Source organism: Neiella marina (assembly GCF_002165625.1).
In the GTDB taxonomy this organism is placed as follows: Bacteria; Pseudomonadota; Gammaproteobacteria; order Enterobacterales; family Neiellaceae; genus Neiella; species Neiella marina.
This window is the reverse complement of record NZ_NGNS01000012.1, coordinates 42,656-68,582: the sequence shown is the minus strand read 5'-3', so window position 1 is coordinate 68,582 and position 25,927 is coordinate 42,656. Positions and strand designations below refer to the sequence as shown.

Annotated in this window: 17 protein-coding genes; 9 read left to right on the top strand and 8 right to left on the bottom strand. The window is 49.6% G+C overall.

Annotated elements, in window-relative coordinates:
• Positions 1 to 3: 3 nt before the first annotated feature.
• Positions 4 to 852 carry a DNA ligase gene (locus CBE68_RS10670; RefSeq protein WP_158100573.1) on the bottom strand — a complete coding sequence of 283 codons (849 nt, stop codon included), beginning with the start codon at positions 850 to 852 and terminating at the stop codon, positions 4 to 6.
• A 163-nt stretch (positions 853 to 1,015) separates the two neighbouring features.
• Here CBE68_RS10670 and CBE68_RS10665 point away from each other — a divergent pair, with 163 nt between their 5' ends.
• From CBE68_RS10665 to CBE68_RS18650, 7 genes are all read left to right on the top strand, one after another.
• The gene (locus CBE68_RS10665; RefSeq protein ID WP_087506122.1) at positions 1,016 to 1,624 is read left to right on the top strand and encodes a glutathione S-transferase family protein; all 609 of its coding nucleotides are present in this window, start codon (positions 1,016 to 1,018) and stop codon (positions 1,622 to 1,624) included.
• A gap of 47 nt (positions 1,625 to 1,671) precedes the next feature.
• Complete coding sequence (locus CBE68_RS10660; protein ID WP_087506075.1) at positions 1,672 to 2,574, top strand: ElyC/SanA/YdcF family protein; 903 nt, start codon at positions 1,672 to 1,674, stop codon at positions 2,572 to 2,574.
• Between the two features lie 385 nt (positions 2,575 to 2,959).
• Positions 2,960 to 5,743 carry a TonB-dependent receptor gene (locus tag CBE68_RS10655; RefSeq protein WP_087506074.1) on the top strand — a complete coding sequence of 928 codons (2,784 nt, stop codon included), beginning with the start codon at positions 2,960 to 2,962 and terminating at the stop codon, positions 5,741 to 5,743.
• Positions 5,744 to 5,848: 105 nt separating this feature from the next.
• Positions 5,849 to 7,399: a tryptophan halogenase family protein gene (locus CBE68_RS10650; protein WP_087506073.1), complete on the top strand. Its 1,551-nt coding sequence runs from the start codon at positions 5,849 to 5,851 to the stop codon at positions 7,397 to 7,399.
• A gap of 58 nt (positions 7,400 to 7,457) precedes the next feature.
• A complete protein-coding gene (locus CBE68_RS10645) occupies positions 7,458 to 8,180 on the top strand; it encodes a SapC family protein (RefSeq protein WP_229744738.1) in 723 nt (240 codons plus the stop codon).
• A gap of 342 nt (positions 8,181 to 8,522) precedes the next feature.
• Positions 8,523 to 10,895, top strand: a complete 2,373-nt coding sequence (locus tag CBE68_RS10640; protein WP_087506071.1) for an agarase — start codon at positions 8,523 to 8,525, stop codon at positions 10,893 to 10,895.
• Positions 10,896 to 11,109: 214 nt separating this feature from the next.
• On the top strand, positions 11,110 to 11,379 hold the full coding sequence (locus CBE68_RS18650; RefSeq protein WP_143824542.1) for a hypothetical protein: 270 nt from the start codon (positions 11,110 to 11,112) through the stop codon (positions 11,377 to 11,379).
• Positions 11,380 to 11,618: 239 nt separating this feature from the next.
• On the opposite strand, the gene CBE68_RS10630 is transcribed toward CBE68_RS18650, so the two are convergent.
• The 4 genes from CBE68_RS10630 to CBE68_RS10615 form a co-directional block, all read right to left on the bottom strand.
• Positions 11,619 to 12,416 carry an AAC(3) family N-acetyltransferase gene (locus tag CBE68_RS10630; protein ID WP_087506069.1) on the bottom strand — a complete coding sequence of 266 codons (798 nt, stop codon included), beginning with the start codon at positions 12,414 to 12,416 and terminating at the stop codon, positions 11,619 to 11,621.
• A complete protein-coding gene (locus tag CBE68_RS10625; RefSeq protein ID WP_087506068.1) occupies positions 12,394 to 15,492 on the bottom strand; it encodes an efflux RND transporter permease subunit in 3,099 nt (1,032 codons plus the stop codon). The genes CBE68_RS10630 and CBE68_RS10625 overlap by 23 nt, the downstream gene beginning before the upstream one ends.
• Positions 15,489 to 16,538, bottom strand: a complete 1,050-nt coding sequence (locus CBE68_RS10620; protein ID WP_087506067.1) for an efflux RND transporter periplasmic adaptor subunit — start codon at positions 16,536 to 16,538, stop codon at positions 15,489 to 15,491. Before CBE68_RS10620 ends, CBE68_RS10625 begins: the two co-directional genes overlap by 4 nt.
• 292 nt (positions 16,539 to 16,830) lie before the next feature.
• The gene (locus CBE68_RS10615; protein WP_087506066.1) at positions 16,831 to 18,378 is read right to left on the bottom strand and encodes a polysaccharide lyase family 7 protein; all 1,548 of its coding nucleotides are present in this window, start codon (positions 18,376 to 18,378) and stop codon (positions 16,831 to 16,833) included.
• A 392-nt stretch (positions 18,379 to 18,770) separates the two neighbouring features.
• Between CBE68_RS10615 and CBE68_RS10610 the strand changes: the two genes are divergently transcribed.
• On the top strand, positions 18,771 to 19,166 hold the full coding sequence (locus CBE68_RS10610) for a hypothetical protein (protein ID WP_087506065.1): 396 nt from the start codon (positions 18,771 to 18,773) through the stop codon (positions 19,164 to 19,166).
• 578 nt (positions 19,167 to 19,744) lie between these two features.
• Entirely contained in the window at positions 19,745 to 20,863 is a 1,119-nt protein-coding gene (locus CBE68_RS10605) for a GGDEF domain-containing protein (RefSeq protein ID WP_087506064.1), read from the top strand.
• 69 nt (positions 20,864 to 20,932) lie between these two features.
• Here CBE68_RS10605 and CBE68_RS10600 read toward each other — a convergent pair whose 3' ends face one another.
• Genes CBE68_RS10600 through pepA form a run of 3 tightly spaced genes read right to left on the bottom strand, consistent with a single transcriptional unit; the run spans position 20,933 to position 25,813 of the window.
• Positions 20,933 to 23,797, bottom strand: a complete 2,865-nt coding sequence (locus tag CBE68_RS10600) for a valine--tRNA ligase (protein ID WP_087506063.1) — start codon at positions 23,795 to 23,797, stop codon at positions 20,933 to 20,935.
• A 30-nt stretch (positions 23,798 to 23,827) separates the two neighbouring features.
• Positions 23,828 to 24,310: a DNA polymerase III subunit chi gene (locus CBE68_RS10595; protein WP_087506062.1), complete on the bottom strand. Its 483-nt coding sequence runs from the start codon at positions 24,308 to 24,310 to the stop codon at positions 23,828 to 23,830.
• Positions 24,311 to 25,813 carry a leucyl aminopeptidase gene (gene pepA / locus CBE68_RS10590; RefSeq protein ID WP_087506061.1) on the bottom strand — a complete coding sequence of 501 codons (1,503 nt, stop codon included), beginning with the start codon at positions 25,811 to 25,813 and terminating at the stop codon, positions 24,311 to 24,313.
• Positions 25,814 to 25,927 lie beyond the last annotated feature (114 nt).

Here is a 25,927-nt window from a genome sequence, read left to right as displayed (position 1 = left end):
TGCTTATTCAGGCAGCCGAGGCCGCATGTAACTGGCGAATCGAGGCTTACCGCTATTAGTGAAGCCACTGTAGCGGTAAGTAATGGTGGTGCCGACAGAAGGGGGCTGCCGTCGCTCTTGGTCGCTAAATCCGGTGCCGATTTTAAATATTTGGCCACTAGCTGCCCGAACCACCAAAGCGCCCAGTTGTCCCGAGTACTTTCCTTGTCCCGGGCGATGGCCAATGACTTCCGCTTCGGCATCTTGCCATGGTTTCAATTTGAGTAGCTGCATGCTTCGTTTAGGTTCGTAAAGACTATTGCGATGGCGAAACATCAATCCCTCCCCGCCACGTTGAAGGACTTTAGCTAGAGCGTGGCGAACATCATTATCAGTGCTCAGAGTTTGCTGCTCGACCCTTTGCAGCTGCGGATGATCGAGTTGCTCCAGCAAGTTGCCCAACTGACCATACCTCATATCGAACGGTGCTCGAATTGTTGGTAAATCGAACACCATGAATAGGACATTTCGCCATTGAGCTTGTTGTGTTGTCGCGCTGTTTAGTAGCGCAGTTAACTGGCTGAATTGGCCATAGCCAAACCACAACTCGCCATCTAAAGGGATTTTTGGAAAACCTTGAGTAAACCAGTCTGGCGCGTTGATGAGATTGCCCGAACGAGTGAGCAAGTGCTGGCCATCCCAGAAGGCGCGAATGCCATCGAACTTTTCGCTAACTAGATAATTTCCCAGTTGAATATGCTCTTGGTATTCGCTGGCAAGCATTAGTGGTGGTTGTGGGTGTTGTCCAGCAAGTAATGCCGGAGCTGGCAGTAAAGCGCAGCCAATTAGTGTCAGAGTGTGGCTTTTTAGCATGAGTAAATCCTCCATGATTGTGACTCACAAATTCAGCCTAGCTCAAAAATCAAACAGTATTGCAATTGTTGTAGGATTTCTGTCACTTTTATCTGTTCAGGTCGTCATCACCGCCACTAGCCAGATGGCTCGGCGGCATAGAAAGAAAACAGGGAGAGAATCAATGATTGTTTACGGTGATATTGCGTCAGGCAATTGCTACAAAATTAAACTGCTACTGTCTTTTCTGAAACGTCCCCACCAGTGGCACCATGTCGATATACTTGGCGGGGAGTGTCAGCAGCCAGAATTTAAGCAACTAAACCCAAACGGCAAGATCCCGTTATTGCAGTTGGCTAGCGGCGAAACCCTATCTGAATCAAACGCGATTTTGAATTATTTGGCCCAAGGAACATCATGGTTGCCGGAGGAGCCATGGCTGCGGGCCAAAGTGTTGCAGTGGCAATTCTTCGAGCAATACAGTCATGAGCCATACATTGCCGTCGCCAGATACATCGCGGTTTATTTGGGGTTGCCAGATGAACGCAGAGCTGAGTATGAGAGCAAGCAGGAGGGAGGCCACAAAGCACTGCATGTGATGGAGCAGCAATTGATGCAATCAGATTTTTTGGTTGGCCCTTGCGCTACTATTGCTGATATCAGCTTGTATGGTTATACCCATGTTGCAGCAGAGGGTGGTTTTGACTTATCAGGCTATCCGGCCATTGTCAGATGGCTGCAGCGGATGACTCAACTGCCTGATTATATTCCAATGCAAGACAATGAGTTGTAGGATTCAGGTAGAGGATTGCTTGGCAATCGTAGTTTGTAGGATAAGCCATGGACTTTTTTGTCATTAAGAAACTGGTAGCGACCTTAGTATCGCCAATGCCATTTGCATTTTTGCTGATGACTCTGGCTTTGCTCGCTGCTTGGTTTTCTGGTGCATCGCGTTGGGTCCGCTGGCCATTGAGTTTTGCTTGGTTGGTACTTGGCGCTCTCAGTGTCTATCCAATATCCTCGTCATGGTTGCTGAAATACGAGGGGATGTATCCAGCCTATAGCGCCCGACTTGATCGTCCTGTCGAACAAATCATTGTCCTTGGCTGCTATGGCATTGAAGATCCGCAGCTACCGGTTAGCTCACAACTTCATCCATGTTCATCTATTCGTCTAATCGAAGCGATGCGGATATGGCGCTTTCACCCCAATGCTAAGCTGATTTTATCCGGTGGTAAGACTCGCTTTGGACAGCTCAGTAACGCCGAGTTAGGAGCCAATTTGTTGATTGCTCTGGGGGTGCCAAAAGACGCCATTGTCATCAGCCCGGTAGCTCGCGACACTGAAACTGAAGCCATTGCAGTGAAGAAATTACTCGGTCCAAACCCGCCTGTATTGGTGACCTCAGCGACCCATATGAAACGGGCTGTGCGGCTGTTTGCGCGTCACGACATCGCTGTCATTGCGGCACCATCTGAACATTTAGTCCGTGCTCCGTCGGGCCAACAAAGCAATTGGCGCGAGTGGATCCCGAAAGCGACCAACCTCTACAACTCGGAACGAGCTTGGTACGCGACCTTGGGGAATACCCTTGTGACCCTGCAAAATTTGTTTGCCAGTAAAGACAAGCCGCAACCACCAGCACCACTTGATCTATCGCCCAAGCAGACCGATGAGGCTTCCGACAGCGATGCAAATGACGACACTGATAATCGCGCCGAGACAATGCCTGAGCCGCAATAAAATCATCGTCTTTGTCTGCGCTTGCTGGGCAATATACGTTCCTCAATACACCATTCAAATAGTCACCCTAACGATAGATTAGAGAAACTAATCTGGATGCCTATTTGTTTACGGTATCATTTTAATTGTTAACTAGTTCGTCGTTTCATCATTACCTCACTTGACCTAGATCAATACAAACTTAAAACTTCGAACTGAGCCATGAAATTGAATATTTAACAAACAAAAAATCGTAGATTGTTAACAGAAAACCGGTTTCTTTGTTGCGGAAATGTCAATGTCGCATATGTTCAGCGGGCAAGTTCGGGGATCGAGTCTGGGGGGAATCGTCAGTCCTGAGCTTGTTTATCTAACTTATAAATCTAATGCACTAAGGGCAGCGATAATGATAAACAACAGATTTAAATTAAATTCTGTTTATATGGCGATACTGATGGCCACCGGATCAGTAGCTACAGCTCACGCAGCTGAAGGACAAGCAGAGCAAGACCAGAATGGAGAGGTTGAAGTAATCCAAGTATCTGGCATTAGAGGTTCATTAACTAAGTCGGCTGACGTTAAACGTTCATCGTTTGGTGTGGTTGACGCAATTACCGCCGAAGACATCGGTAAGTTCCCCGACACCAACCTTGCAGAGTCTTTGCAGCGTATTTCCGGTGTTTCAATTGATCGCGATAATAACGAAGGTAATCAGGTTACTGTTCGCGGTTTTGGCCCGAACTTTAACTTGGTGACCTTGAATGGACGGCAAATGCCGAACTCGTCGGTGCTGCAGTCGGCGGGCATCTCGCGTAGCTTTAACTTTCGTGAAATCGCATCAGAGACGGTTTCAGGTGTAGAAGTACATAAAACCGGTAAAGCATACGTCAGCTCTGGTGGTATTGGTGCCACCATTGATATTCAAACTGCCAAGCCGTTTGACTACGACGGATTTAAGGCGTTTGCTAGCGCCAAGGCCATTCACGATACCAGCGTTGAAGAAGGCGATGATTTGACGCCGGAAGTGTCTGGCATGATCAGCAATACCTTCCTCGACGGTAAACTTGGGGTGTTGCTGTCAGCTTCGTATTCTGAACGCCATAGCCATCGTGACCGTGCTGGTACCGAGGGTTGGGTCCGCAACCGTGGTAACCGCGACAAGATCGACACCAGTGCCATTGATACCAGCAAAAATCCAGAGCAGGCATTTTGGACCGCGTGGACGGCAACATCGGAGCATTATGATACCGAGCGCGAGCGCACCAATGCCCAACTGGTATTGCAATACTCGCCAATTGATTCATTGACGGCCACTGCTGATTACACCATTTCTCGCTTTGAGGAGACCAGTTTAACAAACCGCTCATCGTTTTGGTTTGATGACCCTAGCGGTGCCACTGATGCCAATGGCACCTTGGTGATGCCGCGTAACCCCAATGACGAGTTGAACTTCTGGGCTTGGGAGTTCTACGAAGAGAAAGAAAATGATTCGTTAGGCTTGAATTTGCAGTGGGACTACAGTGACAAACTCAGCTTTGAGTTGGATTTCCACGATTCAGAATCGCATTCAAACCCAGATGGTGATACTGCCGAAACCCTAGCCAACTTGAAAAACCCGCCAGGCTCAGTGGATCTTATCGGCGCTGATTTTGTTGGTGATATTCCTGCCATTATTGTTGATGATTCATCGCTGCCAGGTGGTGCATACGACAAAGCCAATATCGTTTCTGATTTGTATCAGCAGCGCGGCTATGAAATGGAAAACAACATCCAACAAGTGCATTTGTCGGGCACTTGGTTCAATGATGGCTCCGGCGATCTCAACAAGATCACCTTTGGTATCCACAAAACCAAATACGAAGTAGATACCTATTTGAGTGAGGTCTTTGCCTTCGTCAACGTGCCGCTTGATGACCTAGATCTGAAGTTTGTCGACGCCGGTGACACGATGGATGAGTTTTCGGGTTACAAAGATTTGTTCCCGTACATTCCAAAATACAATGTTCACGATTTTGTCGATATTGTTGAAGCGGAGGGCGTTTATCAGGAGCCAAATATCACCTCCAATGGGATGGAAGAAGACACCTTAGCTGCGTACCTTTCGGTTGATATCGAAACCGAGTTCAACGAGTTGCCTGTGCGTATTAACGCAGGGGTGCGTTATGAAGATACCGACGTCGATGCATATTCGATTCAGCCCGGTATTATCGCGATGAACTACAACCACCCAGAAGAATTGCGCGAAGTGTTTGCCGATGATGCCACGCCGCAAAAGCTGTCAGGTGATTACACTCGGATCTTGCCGAATGTTGACTTCCAATTGGATGTCACCGACGACATCGTCACCCGCTTCTCTTACAGCCGGACCATTTCTCGCGCCGATATTAGTGCCATGTTCCCTGGCACCACCACCGATGCGCGACCTGATGGCCCTTATCTGGCTTCGCAAGGTAACCCAAGCTTGCTGCCAATCACCTCGGACAACTTCGACTTCTCATTGGAGTGGTACGGCGATGATGGCAGTTATGCGTCGGTCGGTTACTTCAAAAAGTTTGTTGAGAACTTTATTGGCGCCGGTGTTGAAAACCGCACCATCGCTGATGTCAACGGTAATGCACTGACCAATCCGAGTGTCAATCCGCGTCCAGGTTGTCCTGACGCATCGGCCACGCCAAATCCAAACTGTTTGAGCCAGCCGGATGATCCAGTGATTATTTGGGAAGTCTCGACGCCATCAAATCTACAAAACAATGAGATTGATGGCTGGGAATTCAATGTGCAGTACATGTTTGGCGAAACTGGCTTCGGTACTGTGGCGAACTACACCATTGTTGATAGCGATGAGAGTTTCAATCGCTTTGACTTTGACACCACAGTGGCGCTGACCGGCTTGAGTGACTCAGCCAACTTAGTGGGCTTCTATGAAAACGATAGCTTGCAAGTGCGGTTAGCTTATAACTGGCGCGATGACTTCTTACAAGCGCTAGGTAATGAGCCAACTTACACTGAATCCTATGGTCAGTTGGATGCCAGCATTAGCTACGACATCAACGACACCTTCTCGGTATTTGCCGACGGTATCAACTTGCTCAATGAGACCGTGCGTCGCCACGCTCGATTCGAAGAGCAATTGTTGACTGCCGAGCAGTATGGCCCGCGCTACACGGTTGGTGTTCGCGCCAAGTGGTAACACTAATGGCCCAGCCGTTTGTGGCTGGGCATTAGTGAAACAACACCAGAGTTTGCCAAGGAATATACAGGTGGGCTCTGAGTTATTGTTTGAAGGAGTAGCTAAATGAGTCAGGCAGTAACATCGATTGTCATTGTTGGCGGCGGCAGTGCCGGTTGGATCACCGCTGGCACTTTAGCGGCGCACATTTGCAAACAACATGGCAGTGCCATTCAAGTCACCCTGATCGAATCACCGGACGTTGCCACCATAGGTGTTGGCGAGGGCACTTGGCCGACGATGCGCCGGACCCTCAAAAATATGGGGATCCGCGAGACCGATTTTATTCGCCGGTGCCAGGTGTCCTTCAAGCAGGGGGCGAAATTTGCCCGCTGGACCACTGGTACCGCCGATGACTATTACTACCATCCGCTGGTTTTGCCGCAAGACTTCGACAACAGTAATTTAGTTTTGAACTGGCTCGAACAGCATCAACACAAGTCATTTTCCGACTCCGTTTGTTATCAGCAAGCCTTGTGTGAGCAGGGCCTTGCGCCGAAATTGATTACCACTGCCGAATACGATGCGCTGGCCAACTATGCCTATCACCTTGATGCTGGCGCGTTTGCCGACTTTGTCCGTAAGCACTGTGTTGAGCAATTGGGTGTTCGCCATATTCTTGATCATGTCACTGGCATTGACGCTGCCACCAACGGTGACATTACCGCTTTGCAGACCGCTAATCATGGTCAGCTTGCTGGCCACTTATTTATTGATTGCACCGGCTTTAAATCGTTGTTGTTAGGCCAGCATTATCAGGTGCCGTTTGTGTCCTGCCGCGATGTATTGTTTGCCGATCGCGCGTTGGCGACCCATGTGCCATACCCAAATGAGCAAAGTCCGATTGCTTCCCACACTATCTCAACAGCGCAAAGTGCAGGTTGGGTATGGGATATTGGCCTGCCATCGCGTCGCGGCGTTGGCCATGTTTTTTCCTCTGCTCATATTAGCGAGCAGCAAGCCCATCAAGAGTTGATTGATTACATCAAACCGAGCTATTCAGATGCTGAGTCGTTATCGGTACGGACCATTGAGATTAACCCTGGTCATCGAGCTAAATTCTGGGTCAATAATTGCGTAGCGGTTGGCATGGCTGCAGGCTTTTTGGAGCCACTCGAAGCATCAGCGCTGATGCTCATTGAAATCGCCGCTAACACTATTGCCGAGCAGTTGCCGGCGACTCGCAGCAGCATGGATGTTGTGGCCAAGCGCTACAACGAAAGTTTTGATTACCGTTGGCAACGGATCATCGATTTTCTCAAGTTGCATTATCTATTGTCGCAGCGCACCGACAGCCAATTCTGGATTGACAACCGAGCAAGCGGCAGCATCCCCGATCACTTGCAGGAAATGCTCACCCTTTGGCAACACCAGCCGCCATGGCACAGTGATTTTGACCGCCTGCAAGAAGTGTTTCCTGCCGCCAGTTATCAATATGTGATGTATGGCATGGGCTTCCAAACTCAATCGCCACATCCTCTGACCGCAGCGAGCCATGCCAATGCGAACAAATGGTTCGCCAAAAACTCGATGCAAATTAAACAGCTACTGGCGTCGATGCCGAGCAATCGAGAGCTTCTGAATAAGATTTATCAGCATGGCTTACAACCGGTGTAACTGCACAAGATTGCAGGCATTGAGCACCGCCAGTATGAACAAACTAAGGAATAATGTAGTGAGCAATTTTACCCCGCTCGATCCAGCTAGCCATCAAGACATCCGCGTGATCACCGACCGCGGCGCCGACTATGGCGAAAACATTCATTTGGTGCCAGTGGTCGCCGATGAGCTACGCCAGCTGGTGTTGGAGTATCCAGTGTGCCTGTTAAAAGATCCCAATACCGGTCAGTTTGGTATGCATGCGCTACTGGGATTTGAACCAGGCAACAATTTGTTTTTGCAAGCAGAACGTTGGCAGGCCAATTACATTCCGCTGCATATTCGTCGGCAGCCATTTATGGTGGCGGTCAACGGTCCTACAGGTACTCCGGCAACACCAGAAAACACGGTGGTTACGATCGATATGAACCACCCAAGGGTGACTCAAACCGGTGGCGAGAGTTTATTTTCTGCTGAGGGAGAGCCATCGGAGTACACCCGCCAAATCAGTAGCTTACTGGCGGGCCTCATTCCGGCAGTGATCCGCACCGAGCGTTTTGTCGAAGCCCTTGTTCAACATCAATTGATTGAAGCAGTTCAGTTCACTGTCAATCTAGCCGATGGCAGTAAACAGAGTTTTGGCGGGCTTTACACCATCAATGAAGAAGCCTTGGCTCAGCTCTCTGAGCAACAGGTGATGGAGTTTCATCAGCAGGGCTATTTCCAAGCCTGTCACTTACTGCTGGCATCCATTGGCAATATTCAAAAGCTAGTGACATTGCAAAGTCAGCGGAGATAGTTGATCCAGCTATCATGATGTAAATTATTTTGTAGATTGTTGACAATATGTATTGTTAAGCTAGTTTGACATTGGTTTCATGATTGGAGCGTCAACGCTTGATCACATCATTTATTGCTATCGAGTCTGGCAATCAAATTAACTGTCGCAAGGATGCGGCGGTAGACCCATCAAGGACGATGTAAAGGTCTCAAGACCAGACAAATTGATTGTTCCGCCGCAATAAGACAGCGCTACCTTATCGAGCGTTGTTCGTGTTCGGTTGGAAATAATTTGATTCGATTTTGGTGCACTGTCGATTTGAGCAATCGCCAGTGCCAGTGATAAATAAGGATCCTACCCATGGATTATCCAACGCCATTGGGCGTGTCTCTGCGTCCGTTAGCGCTCAGTTGCGCCCTGTGTTTTGCTGCAACCACTCTGGTTGCCTGTAATGAAACGTCAACCCAACAGGCATCTGCTAGTGTGGCAGAGCAGCCAGTAAAAGCCGCGTCGTCTACTTACACTGACGCCTTCGCCAATGAACAAAAGCTACTGCAACTGGTTGATTTTGATAAACACATGAATTGGCTGTCGGCCGAAGGTGTGACGGCTAAAGCGGTCAAACAACACAACGCCACTATGCTGCAGCTCGATTTTGCCAGTGACCACAACATCCCCGAGTTGTTGATTGCACCGCCCAAGGCGTGGTCGTTAAGTCAGTACGGCAATTACAACCTTGCCTTTGATGTGGCAAACAACAGCACCATTTCAACTCATCTTTACCTCAACTTGATCAACCCAGAAGGCAAAGCCATCAGCAAATCCATTGCCTTAGCGCCAGGCTTTGATGGCACGGTTTATATCCCGCTAACTGGCGTGGAAGCCGAGACAGAAGCGGGCTTTTGGGGCGATGTGCCGGCATGGCATAGCGAAGATAAGCAAATGGTGTGGCGCTCGTGGCGCTCGGACAATGTCGACTTATCGACGCTGGCCGCTTTGAAGTTTTTTACCATTGGCAACCTCCAAGATCGCCAGGTGGTGATTGGTGATATTCGCTTGCGGGCTAATCCTCCGACGCGAAAAGACTGGATGATTGGACTGATCGATCGTTTTGGTCAAAATGCCAAAACGCCGACAGAATTAACGGTTGAGAGTGAGCAGCGGCTCAAACAGTTAGCCGATCAAGAACTCGCCGATCTAGCCAAATCAGAAGGCATGCCGCATCGCTCAAAATTCGGTGGTTACACCAATGGTCCTCAGCTTGAAGCCACTGGTTATTTCCGCACCGAGAAGGTCAATGGCAAGTGGTGGATGGTCGATCCAGAAGGCTACCCATTCTTCTCTCACGGCCCCGCCAACGTTCGTATGGCTAACCTATCGACCCTGACCGGTATCGACTTTAAAGATGACAGTATTCGCGTTCGTCATGCTGATGAAGTGACGCCCGAGGATTCCATGGGCATTGTTCAGATCCCAGAGCAGGCTCGTGCAAGTCGCTATGTCGCCTCGACCATTCGTCACAACTTATTTGAATGGCTGCCTGATTACACTGACCCACTGGCCGATCATTACTCTTATCGCCGTTCGACCCATAAAGGCGCAATGCCCCACGGTGAAACCTTCAGCTTTTACCGAGCGAACCTAGAGCGGCGTTATGGCGATGATTATCTGCCAATGTGGCATCAGGTCACCATGGATCGGATGAAAGACTGGGGCTTTACCTCATTTGGTAACTGGGTTGATCCGGCTTTCTATCATGCCGAGCAGGTGCCGTACTTTGCCAATGGCTGGATTATCGGTGACTTTAAGACGCTCTCCGGTTATGAGAACCACTGGGGCTTGATGCCTGATCCATTTGATCCTGTGTTCAAGGAACGAGCGGTCGCCACTATTGAGGTGATTGCCCGCGATGTCAAAAACTCGCCTTGGTGCGCCGGTATCTTTATCGACAATGAGAAAAGTTGGGGCGAGCGTGAAGGCTCGGTACCGCAGCGCTATGGCGTGATCCTTGACGGTTTAAGTAAGTCTGCTGAGCAAAGCCCTGCCAAAGCGGCATTTGCTCAACGCCTGCAGCAACAATATGGCTCCATTGATGCGTTGAACAAAGCTTGGCAGAGCAATTTCGATAGTTGGCAGACGCTCAATGAAGGTGTCGCATTGGATAGCTATTCCGATGCCATGGTCAATGACTTGTCGATGTTGTTGGAAATGCTCGGAGAGCAGTATTTCAATGTCGTTCACAACACCCTCGCAGAGCTGATGCCGCACCATTTGTACATGGGGGCAAGGATGGCCAACTGGGGTATGCCCGATGAAATCATCAAAGCATCACTGAAATACTCAGACGTGTTGAGCTTCAACATTTATGAGGAGGGGATGCAAGATCATTACTGGCAGTTCCTCGAACAAGTTGATTTGCCGGTGGTGATTGGCGAGTTCCATATTGGCACCACGGATGACAGCGGCATGCTCAATCCGGGCATTGTTCACGCTTCTGATCAGGCCGATCGGGCTCGAATGTACAAAGATTACATGAAGAGCGTATTGGAGAAGCCGTATATGGTTGGTGCCCACTGGTTCCAGTACGTTGATGAGCCAGTATCTGGTCGCGCGTTTGATGGTGAAAATGCCAATATTGGCTTTGTGACTGTTGCCGACATACCGTATCCAGGGTTGGTGCAAGCAGTCAAAGAAGTGACCTCGACTATGTATCAGGAGCGCTTAGCGGAATAACCTCGTATCTTTCCTAGCACTGCCGCTATTTGGCGGCAGTGCTGTTAGTTCGAGGCCTTAGACGCAGCCAACTGAGAACGATGATAACCGCGCAAAAAGCAACAACTGTTGACCAGTAGAAGCAAGCCACTTGTGCTACTGAATAGGCTTTGAGTTGACTCAGATTCACTATGTCATGGTTCTCGGACAGTTTGACTAAGTTCTTCGATAGATCATGCAATACGGCTTGACCATTGGCCAATGCCGAGAAGTTTCCTGCGGTAAAAACCAGATAGCCAATCAAAATAAACAGCGGTTCTTTGAAGGACTTTGTCGCTTTTTCGCTGCCAATAACGAAGCCTGCGGTACCCATGCTGACGACGCCAAAGTAATTCCATATCTTATCGACTTGTTAGAGCCTGTTGATCTTTGCTGTGTGTTTTTGCAGCAATTTATTGGTGATTTAGGCAAGGAAGTGGTTATGAAGTTGACTGGCCGTCAATGAATAATCGCTGACGCGGAATAAATTGCCAATAAACGCTGCCCGAAGGGTTCGTCAAAATGCTCATTTCGCTACGTCACTCGCTATTTGTATAGATTGCTATACGGCATAGCTCGTTTCTTGCTCATATGAGCATTTTGAACGAACAAAATTCATACACCAAAGATCAACAGGCTCTAGTATTGAAGGTTGTATATATCAAATAGCGCTTTTATTTCTTCCATGTCATTAGTCCCTATTGTTCAAATTGCTATTGGTTGATGATCATCAAACAGTTTTGGGTTTTGCGTTAACAGCTTACCAACGATTTCAGCCATACCTAAGGCATCGCACAAGTAGCTATTGGCATCACCAATCCGCCCTTGTCTCGCCACCCCTTGGCGCAAAAACTCTGGAATCATTTTGTCGTAGTGTTGCGAAACATCGCCCCTAGAGCTGTGGTGTTTATGTTGCGGGCAGTCGAGTAGATTGCCGTTTGGCTGGCGAATACGGTACATGGTTGCTGAGGTGGCTAGACGATCAGGGATCTGGTGCCATTCCTCAACGCTATGCAAAAATGTATTGGTCTTGGGGCTGGCACCTAAAAACAGAATCTTGGCGTTAACTGCAGCCAAGCGACCCCAGCAGCCAAGTTTAGGGCAAGGCGACCGGCTCAGTTCTTCACCATAAATATAAGATTCAGCGTCTTGACCCAGTGCACCGATCGAGTGAGTTGGGTGCCACGATCGAACCACTCCAGGCCGGCGACGAAACAATTCGGTCAGAATACCAACACATGATGGTTCGCTCTGCGGATCAAAGATGTTGGCTTGGCAATTCCAGTCTTGCCAAGTGTGCGTGGGCAGCAACAGCAAGCCTTGTTTAGCGATGGTGTCGCTTAGCGCGTCAAGTACCGTCTCTGCGCCACCCTCAACCTCACCAATGGCCTTCATCGAACTATGCACCATCACCGTATCGGTGGCTTTGATGCCAAGGTTGATGAGATCTTGGCAAAGTGATTGATATCCATGCATGTGACTAATCCCTATAAGGCTTGTCATTGAGCGCACCTTCCAGCGCCTGTTGGCGAGCTTGCGGAGAGCGGCTAAAACCAGCGAGTAGATTATACAAACTTGGGATCACCACTAATGTGATGATGGTCGACAACAACATGCCGCCGACAATGACCACGCCGATGGCAAAGCGGTTTTCTGATCCTGCGCCGGAGGCTAGCAACATCGGCAGCGCGCCAAGTAAGGTGGTACATGCCGTCATCAAAATAGGGCGCAGTCGATATCCGGCAGCGGTCAGGGTAGCGTCAATAATTGACTTGCCTTGATCGCGCAATTGGTTGGCAAACTCAACAATCAAAATGCCGTTCTTAGTCACCATACCAATCAACATCAGTAAGCCTAACTGGCTGTAGATGTTGAAGGTTTCTCCGGCTATTAATAGGCCTAACAATCCACCCAGCAACCCTAAGGGGACCGTGATCATGACAATGCTGGGGCTGATAAAGCTTTCAAACTGGGCTGCTAGTACCAAATAGCACACCAACAGTGCCAAACCGAATAGTAGGGTGACATCGCGCTGACTATCAAAGTACTCTTTTGATTCACCGGCGTAGTCAAAGGTGTAGCCAGATGGCAGCAGTTGTTGTGCTTCGGTGGCAAAGAAATCCAATGCTTCACCTAGGGTGGCATCAGCCGTTAAATTGGCTTTGATATTGATGGATTTCTTGCGTTGATAGTGGAATAGCCCCCGAGCTGACGCTTGCTCTTTAGCCATCACCACAGTGTTCAACGAAATTAACTCACCGGATTCACTGGGCACATAGACTTTGGCCAAGTCCGTTTCGGACATGAATTGGCTTTCATCGGCCTTCAAGTAAACATCGTATTCATCACCGCGTTCTTCAAAGCGGGTTTGATTGCGACCGCCAAGCAGCACTTCCAAGGTTGAGGCAATGGCTTGAACTGAAACGCCAAGCTGGCGCGCAGCTGGTAAATCGACCGTCAGAATCAGTTCAGGTGTGGTTGGGTTGTAATCTAGATCGACCCCTTCCATTAAGCCACTGGCACTGGCTTTGTCGGCCAACTCTCGAGCATAGTGCCAAAGCAATTGATAATCTTCGCCTTGCACGACAAATTGTACTGGCTCGCCCATGCTACCGCCGAAACCGGGCACGTACGGAATGACTTTGACATCCGGGACATCAATCGTTGCAGCGCGGATCATTTCCACCACGTCATAAGCACTCTCTTCGCGATCGGCCCAATCCTCCAGCTGAATAATAAAAAAGCCTTGATGATCAGCCCATGAGCCAAATGCTGGAGAAGAGTAGTTGAGCGAACGAATGGGGCCGTCATCACGCAGCGGAATTAGTCGTTGCTCGATCGCCGACATGCTTTTAAGCATGCGCTCATAGCTAGTGGCTTCGACGCCAGCGACATAGACATTGACGGTGCCGCGATCTTCTTTCGGTGCAAACGCCTTCTTTTGTGCCTGAAAGCTAATGACCAGCGCAACCAAAGCAACGACTACCAATGATAGGGCCAGCCAGCTATGTTTGAGTAACTTGCCAAGTAAGCGAATATAAGCCAATCGCAGCTTTTCTAAACCATTGTTGATGGCCGCTTGAAAGCGATTTTGGCGACTGCCATCGTCTTTAAACAGAGCGCCACCCATGACCGGCGCTAGGGTCAAAGCGACCAATGATGACACTACAATTGCGGCCGATAATAGCACTGCAAACTCGGTGAATAGGCGGCCCATTTGACCGTCCATAAACAGTAACGGCAAGAACACCATGACCAACACCACCGTGGTGGCAATGACTGCAAAATTCAGTTCCCGCGCGCCTTTAAAAGCCGCCACCAATGGCGATTCACCATTAGCCCGATGACGGGCGATGTTCTCGGTGACCACTACGGCATCGTCAACCACCAAGCCAATGGCCAATACCATGGCCATTAAGGTCACCAGATTGATCGAAAAACCTGCTAGATAAGCAACAGTGAGTGAGGCAATCAGCGAAATTGGCACCGTGATGGCAGGGATCAAGGTGGAGCCTACTCTGCCTAAAAACACATACAGCACCAACAGCACAAACACCGCAACGTAGGCTAGGGTGTAGTAAACCTCATTAATCGCCGCGCGAATGAACTTGGTGCTGTCGTAATCGATGTAGAGCGCTGTGCCGTCGGGCAAGAATTGCTGCAAATGTGGCAATTGGCGCCGCACTTCATCCGCTACCTCCAGCGGGTTGGCTTGCGACATCGGCACAATGCCAATGCCGTAGCTATCAACGCCGTTGGCACGAAAAGTGGTAGTGTCTTTTTTAGCGCCGATATAGATATTGGCGACATCGCGCAGATAAACCGGACCATCAACGCCACTGGTCAACTGGATGCTCTCAAAATCTTGCTGTGACTGATATTGGCGATCAACCCTGACAACGCGATTAAGGGTTTCATTGCGAATGTAGCCGGCGGGTAATTGGATGTTTTCTTGCGCCAGTACATCAATAATGTCTTGGGTGGTTAGGCCGCGAGCGGCCAGCTGGGTGGGGTCGATCTCAATGTACATGACCCGCTCAACTACACCGGAGGTATTGACCGCGCTGACGCCGGGCAACAAGCTCAAGCGTTCGACCAATACTCGCTCAGCAAAGTCGCTCATATCGACACGGTCAAGTTGGGAGCCGACCAAGTTGAGCCACATGATTGGCGCGTTGTCGCCATCGTCTTTGCGGATCACCGGTTCATCGACATCATCGGGCAGGTCGTTGCGTGCTCGGTTGACCGCGTCGCGCACATCACTCAACGCCTCGAGCATGTCATGACCTTGCTTAAAGGTAATGGTGACACCTGACCAGCCATCCCATGAAGACGACCAAATGTAGTCGATGCCATCTATGCCGCTGAGTTGATCCTCAATTGGGTTGGTGATTTGGCTTTCAACGATATTGGAGGCGGCGCCGCGATAGGCGGTGCCAACCGAGATCACTGGGTTGTCGATGTCGGGCATTTCCCGCACCGGTAACAAGGATAGCGACACTATGCCAAACACCACGAGCAGAGCGCTGATCACAATGGCCAGCACTGGCCGGTACATGGCTAAGTCGGACAATCTCATGAATTAGTTTGCTCAATGACTAGCACTCGAGTGCCGTCATTTAGTTTAACCAATCCTTCAGTGACAATCGCATCACCTGGATTCAAACCGTCAATGACCTCAACTTCATCGGCATTGCGAGCGCCGAGTTCAATTTCAACTTTTTCGACGTAATCGCCACTTAGGCGGTAGGCAAAGCGCTGGTGACCTTCGTAGGCAACAGCTTGCAGCGGCATGCTAAGTACCGCCTCGTCCGCCAATGGCAAGTTGCCGGTAAGAAATGAACCCGGCAGCATGTAGCCATTGGCATTATCGATCACCAGTTGCAGACGTAAATTCAGCGTGGTCTCTCTAACTCGAGTATCCATGTAGGCTAACTTTGCCTCAACCTGATGGCCGTGAAGCTTATTAGTGCTCAGCATAAAGCGAGAACCGAGTCGAATGCGGTGCTGATATTTAGCGGGCACCGACGCGTTCAGTTTCAATACGCTCGTATCATCCAAGGTGGTTAGCACTGAATCACTATTGACCAACTGACCAAGGCTCAGATCAACCAAGCCAATAGTACCGGCAAATGGCGCTCGAATAGCGCGATCAGCCAATGCGGCTTTGGCGAGCTGCAGTTCAGCTTGTTGGATAGCAACTTGGGCATCGGCGCGGTCAACTTCGGTTTCAGAGACGGCTTGCTGATCAAATAGCTGACGGATTTGTTGCTGGTGACGCAAGTCATCTTGCAGTTTCGCTTGCTCGCGACTGACATTGGCCTGCTGGTGGCGATCATCAAGTTGAATGAGCAGTTGGCCCTGTTTCACGCGCTGACCTGATTCGATTTCAACGGCAGTAATACGGCCATCAACTTCCGGGGTGATATCAACGGCGTGATGGGAAAAGACCGTACCTTGCAACGGAATACTTTCGGCAATCGAGGCTTTATCGAGTGTTTTCACCCGAACGCTAACCGCAGGAGACTGTTGCCGCAGAGATGCTTCAGCTGAATCGCTCGATAGTGCCAACCAACTGCCTGCCGCTATCAATGTCACGCCACAAACCAGAGTTGTTAACCGCATCGGTTACCGCCTTTTTGTCATTGAAAATACTAGCCTTATACGGGCGCGAATTTTACCAATAAGTGTGGTTGCAAATCGCCCACAGACAGGTTTTATTTCCGATCTGTTTTGTTGCACAGGTGTGGCTGATTGTTAAGTTAGTGTTGCGTTGCGAGGAGGGCGGCCGATGACGATTCAATGGCTTGACAGGTGCCAGATTGTTGCGGGAAAAACTGCCGGATTAAGCAAAAAAAGGCCCAGAGTATTCTGGGCCAAAGCTAGGTAATTACTGATAAGGGTGGAGAAAAATTGATTAGTGGTGCGTTGCCTCCAATGCGTAAAAGGTGGCTTGGGCATAATCTGAAATGCGCGGGTCATCGCTGGCGTATTCACTGATGTCTTTTTCCAGTTTGTCCTGAATGTAAACACCTGCTTTGAAATACATGTATTGGTCAGCAGAATCATAGCCACTGCCATTCATGCTGATTGATTTGGTAATGGTGTCTTTACCTTCGCGCAAAATACTGACGCTCAGGGTGTTGCCTTGAACATGAATCTCATAGCTAAATTTCTCGTTTAGGGCGATGCCGTCAGCTGGATTTTCGGCGTCGGAGTCTTTTGAGCCAATCAATTCAAACCATAAGTCGGAACGATCAATGGGTTCATGGGCAAAATATATCGAGCCTTTATCATTGCCGGGCAACTTGCGGTAATAGAGTCGAATGGGTTCATCATCGTTGGCATGGATTTGCCCGATGACGATCCGGCCAACGCGATAGTCACTGCCGTCTTCAACGGTGGATGTGACATAGTTAACCGCTAGGGTCGCTTTTAATACGCCATCAACGCCACCGGCGGCGGATTGTGCAGCACTTGGCGCAGAGCTAAAGACCCAGTTGTTTTCATTCACCCCTTGGGTTCGGATGCTGGTGTCGCCAGAGCGTAACATGCCGCGCAATTCAACGCGGGTGTAGCTGGTGTTCGTGGAGGTTTTATAGCCATAGATTGGGCAGACAAAGGTCATTCCACCATCGTTGGTGGTGTAGAAATAGGTTTGATCTTGATAACCCGCGTTTAGCTCGGCTTCGTAAATGCTGTCAGACTTACCATTGCCATTGGTATCGGTCGGCACGCTCAGGTACCAACGACTTAAATCGAAGTTGCCCGATGGCGGCAAGCTCGAATCGAGAGCAACCACTGGTAGCGGCTGAGATGGCGTTCCATCGGGTGTTGTTACTTCCTCTCCCGGCTGTTCGGTTGGATCAGCCGGTGGTTCAGGCAGCTCAAGCTCTTGGGTGACGGAGTTGGTAGCTCCGCAATCCGCAACTTCAATTTCAAGCAAGCTGTTCCAGTTGTTGTCAGCAGCAGAGTTACCGTGCCCGATAACACGAATGTAGCGGCCATCGGCATCGCTAACCGGCCATGTTTCAAATCCTGATGTGCCTATTGTTGATTGATATTCCTCACCAATGAGCTGCCAAGTTTGACCATCCAATGAATACTCAAGGTCAAAGTAAGATGATCGCTCTTCTGCTTTGTACCACGCGGTGCGAACCTCGCGAATATCAAATGCTTCGCCTAGATCGACAATCAGCCACTTGCCATCCCCTTCGGAAGACCAACGCGAGCTTTCCTCTAGACTGCCATCAATGGCATCGGTCGGTGAATGGCCATCATTGCTGCCATCATCGTAGGCGGCAACTAACGTTGTTGTGGTTGGAAGGGTACAAGCCTCTGGCTCTGCCGGAGGCGTAATAGGTGTTCCTGTATTCGGGGACGAGGAACCACCACCGCCACCACAGGCGGTCGCAAGCGACAATGTCGATACTACGATAAGGCAAGTTGAGCGAATTGGTGTCATGGGCACTACAAATGGTCGACAAGTATTGTTGATTGGTATGTTAATTTGTAATGTCTATTTTGTATTTGTGTATGACCAATTTGTTTGCTCGGGATTTAGTTTTTTGTTAGGAGCTGAAATACAGCAATCAGAAGAAATAAGAAAACTTCGTCGAACTATCGCGATTTGAACTGATTTAGATCTTAAATTTGGATTTGTTCTTTTTCCGGGCCGGTAAAGTCAGTGCCATAAGCAATTAAAGTTGCTAGTATCCTGCGCCTGCAATGCTGGTGTTTAGGGTCTTGCCCTGCTGGTGTTTGCATAACGTGATTCGTTTAGGGAATAAATCCGTGGCCGTGATAGCAGCTGTTATTGCCAACCGCGGTGTGATTTGAAAAGGCAAAGTACAAATAATGTCACAACAAAATCTAGCCCCTGAGGGGCAAACGCCAATGAAAGCTGAGCAATCTTGGGCGCTGGTGCAAATTGCCCAGGGCAACACCCTGCCACGCGGCAAGGTGTTTGATGCATTTCGCCAAGCCGACGTTAACCAAGCTGCCAAGGTGAGGCCTGTTGCTCAACCAAAAGTACAACAGGTTGTAGAAGCTGAACCTGTCGCAGCTGAGCCCGCCGCCGTTACTGGCTTGTCTGATGCACAAGCAAAGGCACTTGCGGAATTGCAAGCTGCCGCTGATTGGGTGGATGCAAAAGCGCTAAGCGCTCGCAAAAACACGCTTGATGCGCTGGTGAAAAAAGAACTGGCCGAAAGCCAGGAGCAAGATGGCGCGGTTGCTTATAAAGCTAAGTAGTCACGCATTTGCGATAAACCAAAAAAACGACCCGAGGGTCGTTTTTTTGGTTTAACTCATTGTTATTTTTATGATGTTTCTATCAATTAGCTTCTATTGTCATAGAAACAACTGAATCGATGGAGGCGTTTAACCTCGGGTCTTTCGCTCTCAACCCAGCGTTCGCAAGACTGAGTCACCTCTTCGGATGAGTAATTAACAGTAGTCGCGAGCTTAATGGTGTTACTTGAGGCGGGGCTACTCGGATAAAAGCTAATTACAAAGGTAGTAATCAGTAGTCCGAGGGTTGTCATACAGGCTTTAATTGACATAGTTCAAACACTCCATGTGTATCGCGTAGCATATTTTCGTGCCGGTACGTTTCAAAATTAACAAAATGTGAGCCTCGTCACAATAGTTGGTTGTTAAATTTATGTTGATCGATTTGAAGTGTTGAACAAGCCTGCTGAAATGAGCTGGGATCTCGTCACAGCATTGCGGTGCAACCGGTGATGTCATATCGACTTTTGTTACTATGGGCGACCGCTATTGACGCCGTGAATGATATTGAAAACGCTACTTAGAGGTTAGAGGAATCGATGAAATCATTTCAATGGAGCAGTAATTTTGTCACCGGCATTGATAGTGTCGATTCTCAACATCAAGAGTTGATTGCCTTGGTGAATCAACTTGGTGATTTACTGTCTGCTGCTGACAATTCTCAGGCCGAGTTAATGCCAGTACTGGAACAGCTAAAAAACTATACCGCCTATCATTTCAGCGACGAAGAAGACTTAATGGCTAAGTGGCAAATCGACAGTCGCCATCTTCAGCCTCATATCCAAGCACATCAGCGTTTTCTATTTGAAATCGACACATTGCAGCAAGATTTGGCATCAAATGGCTCTGGCAATGCGCGCTACTTGATGGAGTTTTTGGTTCATTGGCTTGCTTACCATATTCTTGGCCAAGATCAGAATATGGCTCTACAGCTGGACCAGATTCAACAGGGATTATCGCCGCAACAAGCTTTTGAAGCTGAAGAACGAGGCAAAGATCGTGCAACAGCCCCTCTGTTATCGGCAATGAACGCCTTGTTCGAGCAAGTGTCTCAGCGTAACCGAGAGTTGGTGCAACTGAACCAAACGCTCGAGCAAAAAGTGAAACAGCGAACAGAAGATCTGTATCAGGCAAATAAGTATTTAGAGCAGCTGTCATTGACCGATGCACTGACGTCGCTGGCCAACCGGCGCCGTGCTATGCAAGCGCTTGAACATATGTGGCTGCATGCACTGGAGAGACGACAACATGTTGGTTGTATGATGATTGATGCAGACCATTTCAAACAGGTCAACGATAGCTATGGCCATGAAGCTGGCGATCAGGTACTGGTGGCGCTGGCTCAGACCTTGGCAACGTCGGTGCGCAATGACGACTTGGTTTGTCGTCTCGGCGGTGATGAGTTCTTGGTGCTTTGTCCCAATACCGATCTTGACGGCTTGCAAAAGGTGGCAGATAAAACTCACCAAGCCGCAACAAGACTTGAAGTTGCCACTGGCGGAACTCCCTGGCCAGGCAGTATTAGTGTTGGTATTGCTGCAATGGTTCCGACCGACGGAGATTTTAAAGTATTGTTGAAGTTGGCGGATGATGGCGTTTATGCCGCTAAGGAAGCGGGAAAGAACTGTGTCAGAGCAAGCGCTCCGGTTGTGAGCTGAAACAGACAGCGTGACTAGCTAAGAAAAAGGCGCCCCGTAGAGTCGCCTTTTTCTATTCTGAGCCGCAGGTTACAGTGCTTTTAGCTGCTCGATTTGCGTTTCCAGCTTAGCCATATCGCGCTGAGCTTCGGCCAGCTTTTCTTTCTCTTTGGCAACCACGGCTTCTGGCGCCTTGGCAACAAAGCCCTGATTGCTGAGTTTGCCTTCAATGCGGGCGGCATCTTTCGCCATTTTCTCAAGCTGCTTGCTGATCCGAGCAATTTCCGCTTCGGCATCAATCAGGCCAGCCATTGGGATCATCACTTCCATATCGCCAACCAGTTGAGTGGTCGACATTGGCAGTTCGGCATCGGCCGCTGGGATCTCAATGGACTCAACATTCGCCATCGCCTTCAAGAAGGTCTGGTTTTCGTCCAAACGACGCTGGGCTTCGGCATCGACGTTGCGCAGCAAGCAAGTCAGTCCTTTGCTCGGTGAGATGCCGAGCTCGCCACGAACATTACGTACCGCAACGACAAATTTCTTCACCCACTCCAAGTCATGAACGGATAACTCATCGACTTTGCTGTCATCAAAGCCTGGGTAGGCTTCGAGCATCACCGAATCAGCGTCGATGCCAACCAGTACTTTCACTTGCTGCCAGATTTCTTCGGTGATAAACGGCATCAGTGGGTGCATCAGACGAAGCAACTGCTCTAATACAGAAACCAAAGTATGGCGTGTGCCGCGCAACTCTGCTTCAGTACCTGATTGCAGGGCAGGCTTGGTGAGCTCCAAGTACCAGTCACAGAACTGGTTCCAAGTGAATTCGTACAAAGCGTTAGCCGCCATATCGAATCGGTAGCTATCGAGTGCTTCGCGGACATCTTTCACGGTTTGATTGAAGCGGCCAATGATCCAGCGATCGGCCAAGCTCAATACCATTTCTTTATCGGCGTCAGCACCAAAGCCGCAATCTTGCTCTTGGGTATTCATCAGCACGTAACGGCTGGCGTTCCAAAGTTTGTTGCAGAAGTTGCGATAACCTTCAAGGCGCGACATATCCCAGTTGATGTCGCGGCCGGTTGAGGCCATCGCCGCCAAGGTAAAGCGCAGGGCGTCGGTGCCGTGGGCTTCAATGCCATTAGCAAACGCTTTGCGAGTGTTCTTTTCAATCTTGGCGGCAAGCTTAGGCTGCATCATGTTGCCAGTGCGTTTTTGTACCAAGCTTTCCAAATCAATGCCGTCGACCATGTCGAGTGGGTCGAGCACGTTACCTTTCGACTTCGACATCTTGTCGCCGTTTTCATCACGGATCAGACCGGTGACATAAACGGTTTTGAATGGCACTTGCGGCTTGCCATCTTCATCTTTCATGAAATGCATGGTCATCATGATCATGCGCGCCACCCAGAAAAAGATGATGTCGAAACCAGTGACCAAACAAGAAGTCGGGTGGAAGGTTTTCAGCGCATCAGTATTGTCAGGCCAGCCTAGCGTTGAGAAGGTCCATAATGCTGAGCTGAACCAGGTATCCAGTACATCGTCGTCTTGGCGCAGAGCGACATCGGCAGCCAACCCGTTATCGGCACGAACTTCTTCTTCGCTACGGCCGACATAAACGTTGCCGTTGTCGTCATACCAAGCCGGAATGCGGTGGCCCCACCACAACTGACGGGAAATACACCAATCCTGAATATCGCGCATCCACGAAAAGTACATGTTTTCGTATTGTTTTGGCACAAACTCAATGTCGCCGTTTTCAACCGCTTCAACCGCAGGCTTGGCCAGCACATCGGCACGGACATACCATTGATCGGTCAGCATTGGCTCAATCACCACGCCACCACGGTCGCCATAAGGCACAGTCAGTTCGTGATCTTTGATTTCTTCCAGTAAGCCCAGCTCTTCGAATTTAGCAACAACCGCTTTGCGCGCAGCGAAGCGGTCCATGCCAGCGTATTCAGCTGGTAATTCGGTGCTGTAGGCATCGGACGCTTCACCTTTGGTGTTGAACACTTCCGCTTCGGAACGGATGGCAGCGTCAATGGTGAGGATGTTGATCATCGGTAACTGATGACGCTTACCCACCTCATAGTCATTGAAGTCGTGGGCTGGGGTGATCTTCACACAGCCGGTACCTTTTTCCATATCGGCGTGGTCATCGCCAACGATTGGAATGCGACGGCCAACCAATGGCAGTTCAATGAACTTGCCAATTAAGTCTTTGTAGCGCGGATCTTCTGGATTCACTGCCACACCGGTGTCGCCGAGCATGGTTTCCGGACGAGTGGTAGCAACCACGATGTAATCTTTACCATCGGCAGTTTTGACGCCGTCAGCCAGTGGATAACGGAAGTGCCACATGTGGCCTTTTTTGTCTTTGTTTTCCACTTCCAGATCGGAGATCGCCGTGTGTAGTTTTGGATCCCAGTTGACCAAACGCTTGCCGCGGTATATCAAATCTTCTTTGTACAAACGAACGAATACTTCGAGAACAGCTTTCGATAAGCCTTCATCCATGGTGAAGCGTTCACGATCCCAGTCCACTGAAGCGCCCAAACGACGCAGCTGCTTGGTGATGGTGCCGCCGCTTTCGCCTTTCCAGTCCCAAACTTTTTCTAGGAAAGCCTCACGACCATAGTCGTGTTTGGTCTTGTCTTCTTCGGCGGCGATCTTGCGCTCAACCACCATTTGGGTGGCAATACCAGCGTGGTCAGTACCCACCTGCCATAAGGTGTTTTTGCCTTGCATGCGCTGGTAGCGGATCAGGGTATCCATGATGGTGTCTTGGAAAGCATGACCCATGTGCAGGCTGCCGGTCACGTTTGGCGGCGGGATCATGATGCAGTAGCTGTCTTTGCTGGTGTCACCATGTGGCTTGAAGTAGCCCTTTTGTTCCCATGCCTGATACATGGCGCGCTCAACCGCGTTTGGATTGAAAGTTTTTTCCATGACGTCGTTCTTAAAGTAACTCGTTGTAAATTAGTTGAATGCAGGTAACTGCTGCTCTGACCCTGTGGTGGGCGCTAAGCCGTAGCTCTGATACAGGCGATAGCGATCGCGCGCTTGCTGTTTCAGATCGGTTTGTGTTGGCACCAGGTCAAGAATGTGGCGGCATTTTACAGTATTCGACGGCCCTTTGGCAGAAAGATTAATCAGCAGCGGAACAAAATTTGTTGGCTCGCTAGTGCTAATCATCACCGGCGCCCCGTAACGAGGGGCAAACTGGCTTTGAGCGTGCGGTACGAACTGTTCAAGCGGCGCGGCAAATAACTGATCATCAATGAATTCTGCTTGCTCTGCGCTATCGACCAAAACATGTAGTTTTAAACCGCGTTGTTGGTAGTTGATGCAAAGCGTTGCTGCCAACTGCAAGTGAGCGGCCAAAGCAAAAGGAGCAGACCCTTCGGTCTGCTCCTCATCATTGCCTTGGTCCATCAGGACAAAATGGGCGCTTGCAGCCATTTATTCCTCGGTTTGCGAAGCGCGAGTCAGTAAGAACTGAGTCAACATTGGCACTGGGCGGCCGGTTGAACCTTTGTTCTTACCTGAGCGCCATGCGGTGCCAGCAATGTCCAAGTGAGCCCAGTGGAACTTCTTGGTAAAGCGGCTTAGGAAACAGCCTGCAGTGATGGTGCCGGCAGCTTTGCCACCAATGTTGGCCATGTCAGCAAATGGGCTGTCGAGCTGTTCTTGATAGTCTTCCCACAATGGTAAACGCCAAGCTCGGTCGCCGCTCTGGTTAGAGGCGTTTTCCAGTTCATGTGCCAATGGATTGTGGTTACTGAGCAAGCCGGTGGCATGGGCACCGAGGGCAATGACACAAGCGCCAGTCAAGGTAGCCACGTCAATCACGCATTCTGGCTCAAAACGCTCGGCGTAGGTTAGGGCATCACAAAGTACCAAGCGGCCCTCCGCATCAGTGTTAAGCACTTCAACGGTTTGACCAGACATAGTGGTGAGGACATCACCTGGACGGTAAGAACGACCATCAGGCATGTTTTCACAGCCGGCTAAAATACCAATGACATTGATTGGCAGGTTGAGTTCCGCCAATGCTTTCATGGTGCCGTAAACACCGGCTGCGCCACCCATGTCGAACTTCATTTCGTCCATGCCTGCGCCCGGCTTGAGCGAAATACCGCCTGAGTCGAAGGTTAGACCTTTACCGATTAACACAATCGGTGCCGTGTCATCGTCACCACCACGGTAGTGGATCACAGACATCATGGATTCGTTCTCGCTACCACGACCAACCGCTAGGTAACTGGTCATTCCCAGTTTTTCCATCTGCGACTCGCCGATCACTTCGGTGGTCACATTGTCGTAGTCTTTGCCTAGCTGCTTGGCTTGCTCAGCCAGATAGGCTGGATTGCAAATATTCGGTGGCATGTTGGCCACGTCTTTACAGACAAATACACCTTCGGCCACAGCCAGGCCGTGAGCAATGGCCTTTTCGCCAGCAGGCAAATCGCGGCGAGTCGGCACGTTAAAAGTGATCTTACGCAGTGGACGGCGGGTTTCACCTTTTTTGGTTTTCAGCTGATCAAAGGCGTAGAGCGAATCCTGTGTGGTTTCTACCGCTTGACGAACTTTCCAATAGGTATCGCGACCTTTGACGTGTAGTTCAGATAGAAAGCACACTGCTTCCATTGAGCCTGTCTCATTCAACGTGCTGATGGTCTTGGCGATGATTTGCTTGTATTGGCGCTCATCCAGCTCGCGTTCTTTGCCACAACCAACCAGCAATACTCGTTCACTGAGAATATTTGGTACTTGGTGCAGCAGTAACATTTGGCCTGGCTTGCCTTCTAAGTCACCGCGTCGCAGTAAGTTAGACAGGTAACCGCCACTGATTTTATCGAGCTGTTCAGCTACTGGGGTGAGCCGTCTTGGATCAAAAACGCCAACAACGATGCAAGCACTGCGTTGTTTTTCGGGGCTGCCACTTTTTACACTGAACTCCATGGATGCTCCTATTATATAAAGACTTATAATTCTATTTGTTGGATAATCAGCGCCTGCTATTTGGTGCAATCGCTGCGTCGGTAAAGAAAAGTATTCTTTTTGAGCTTTTCTATA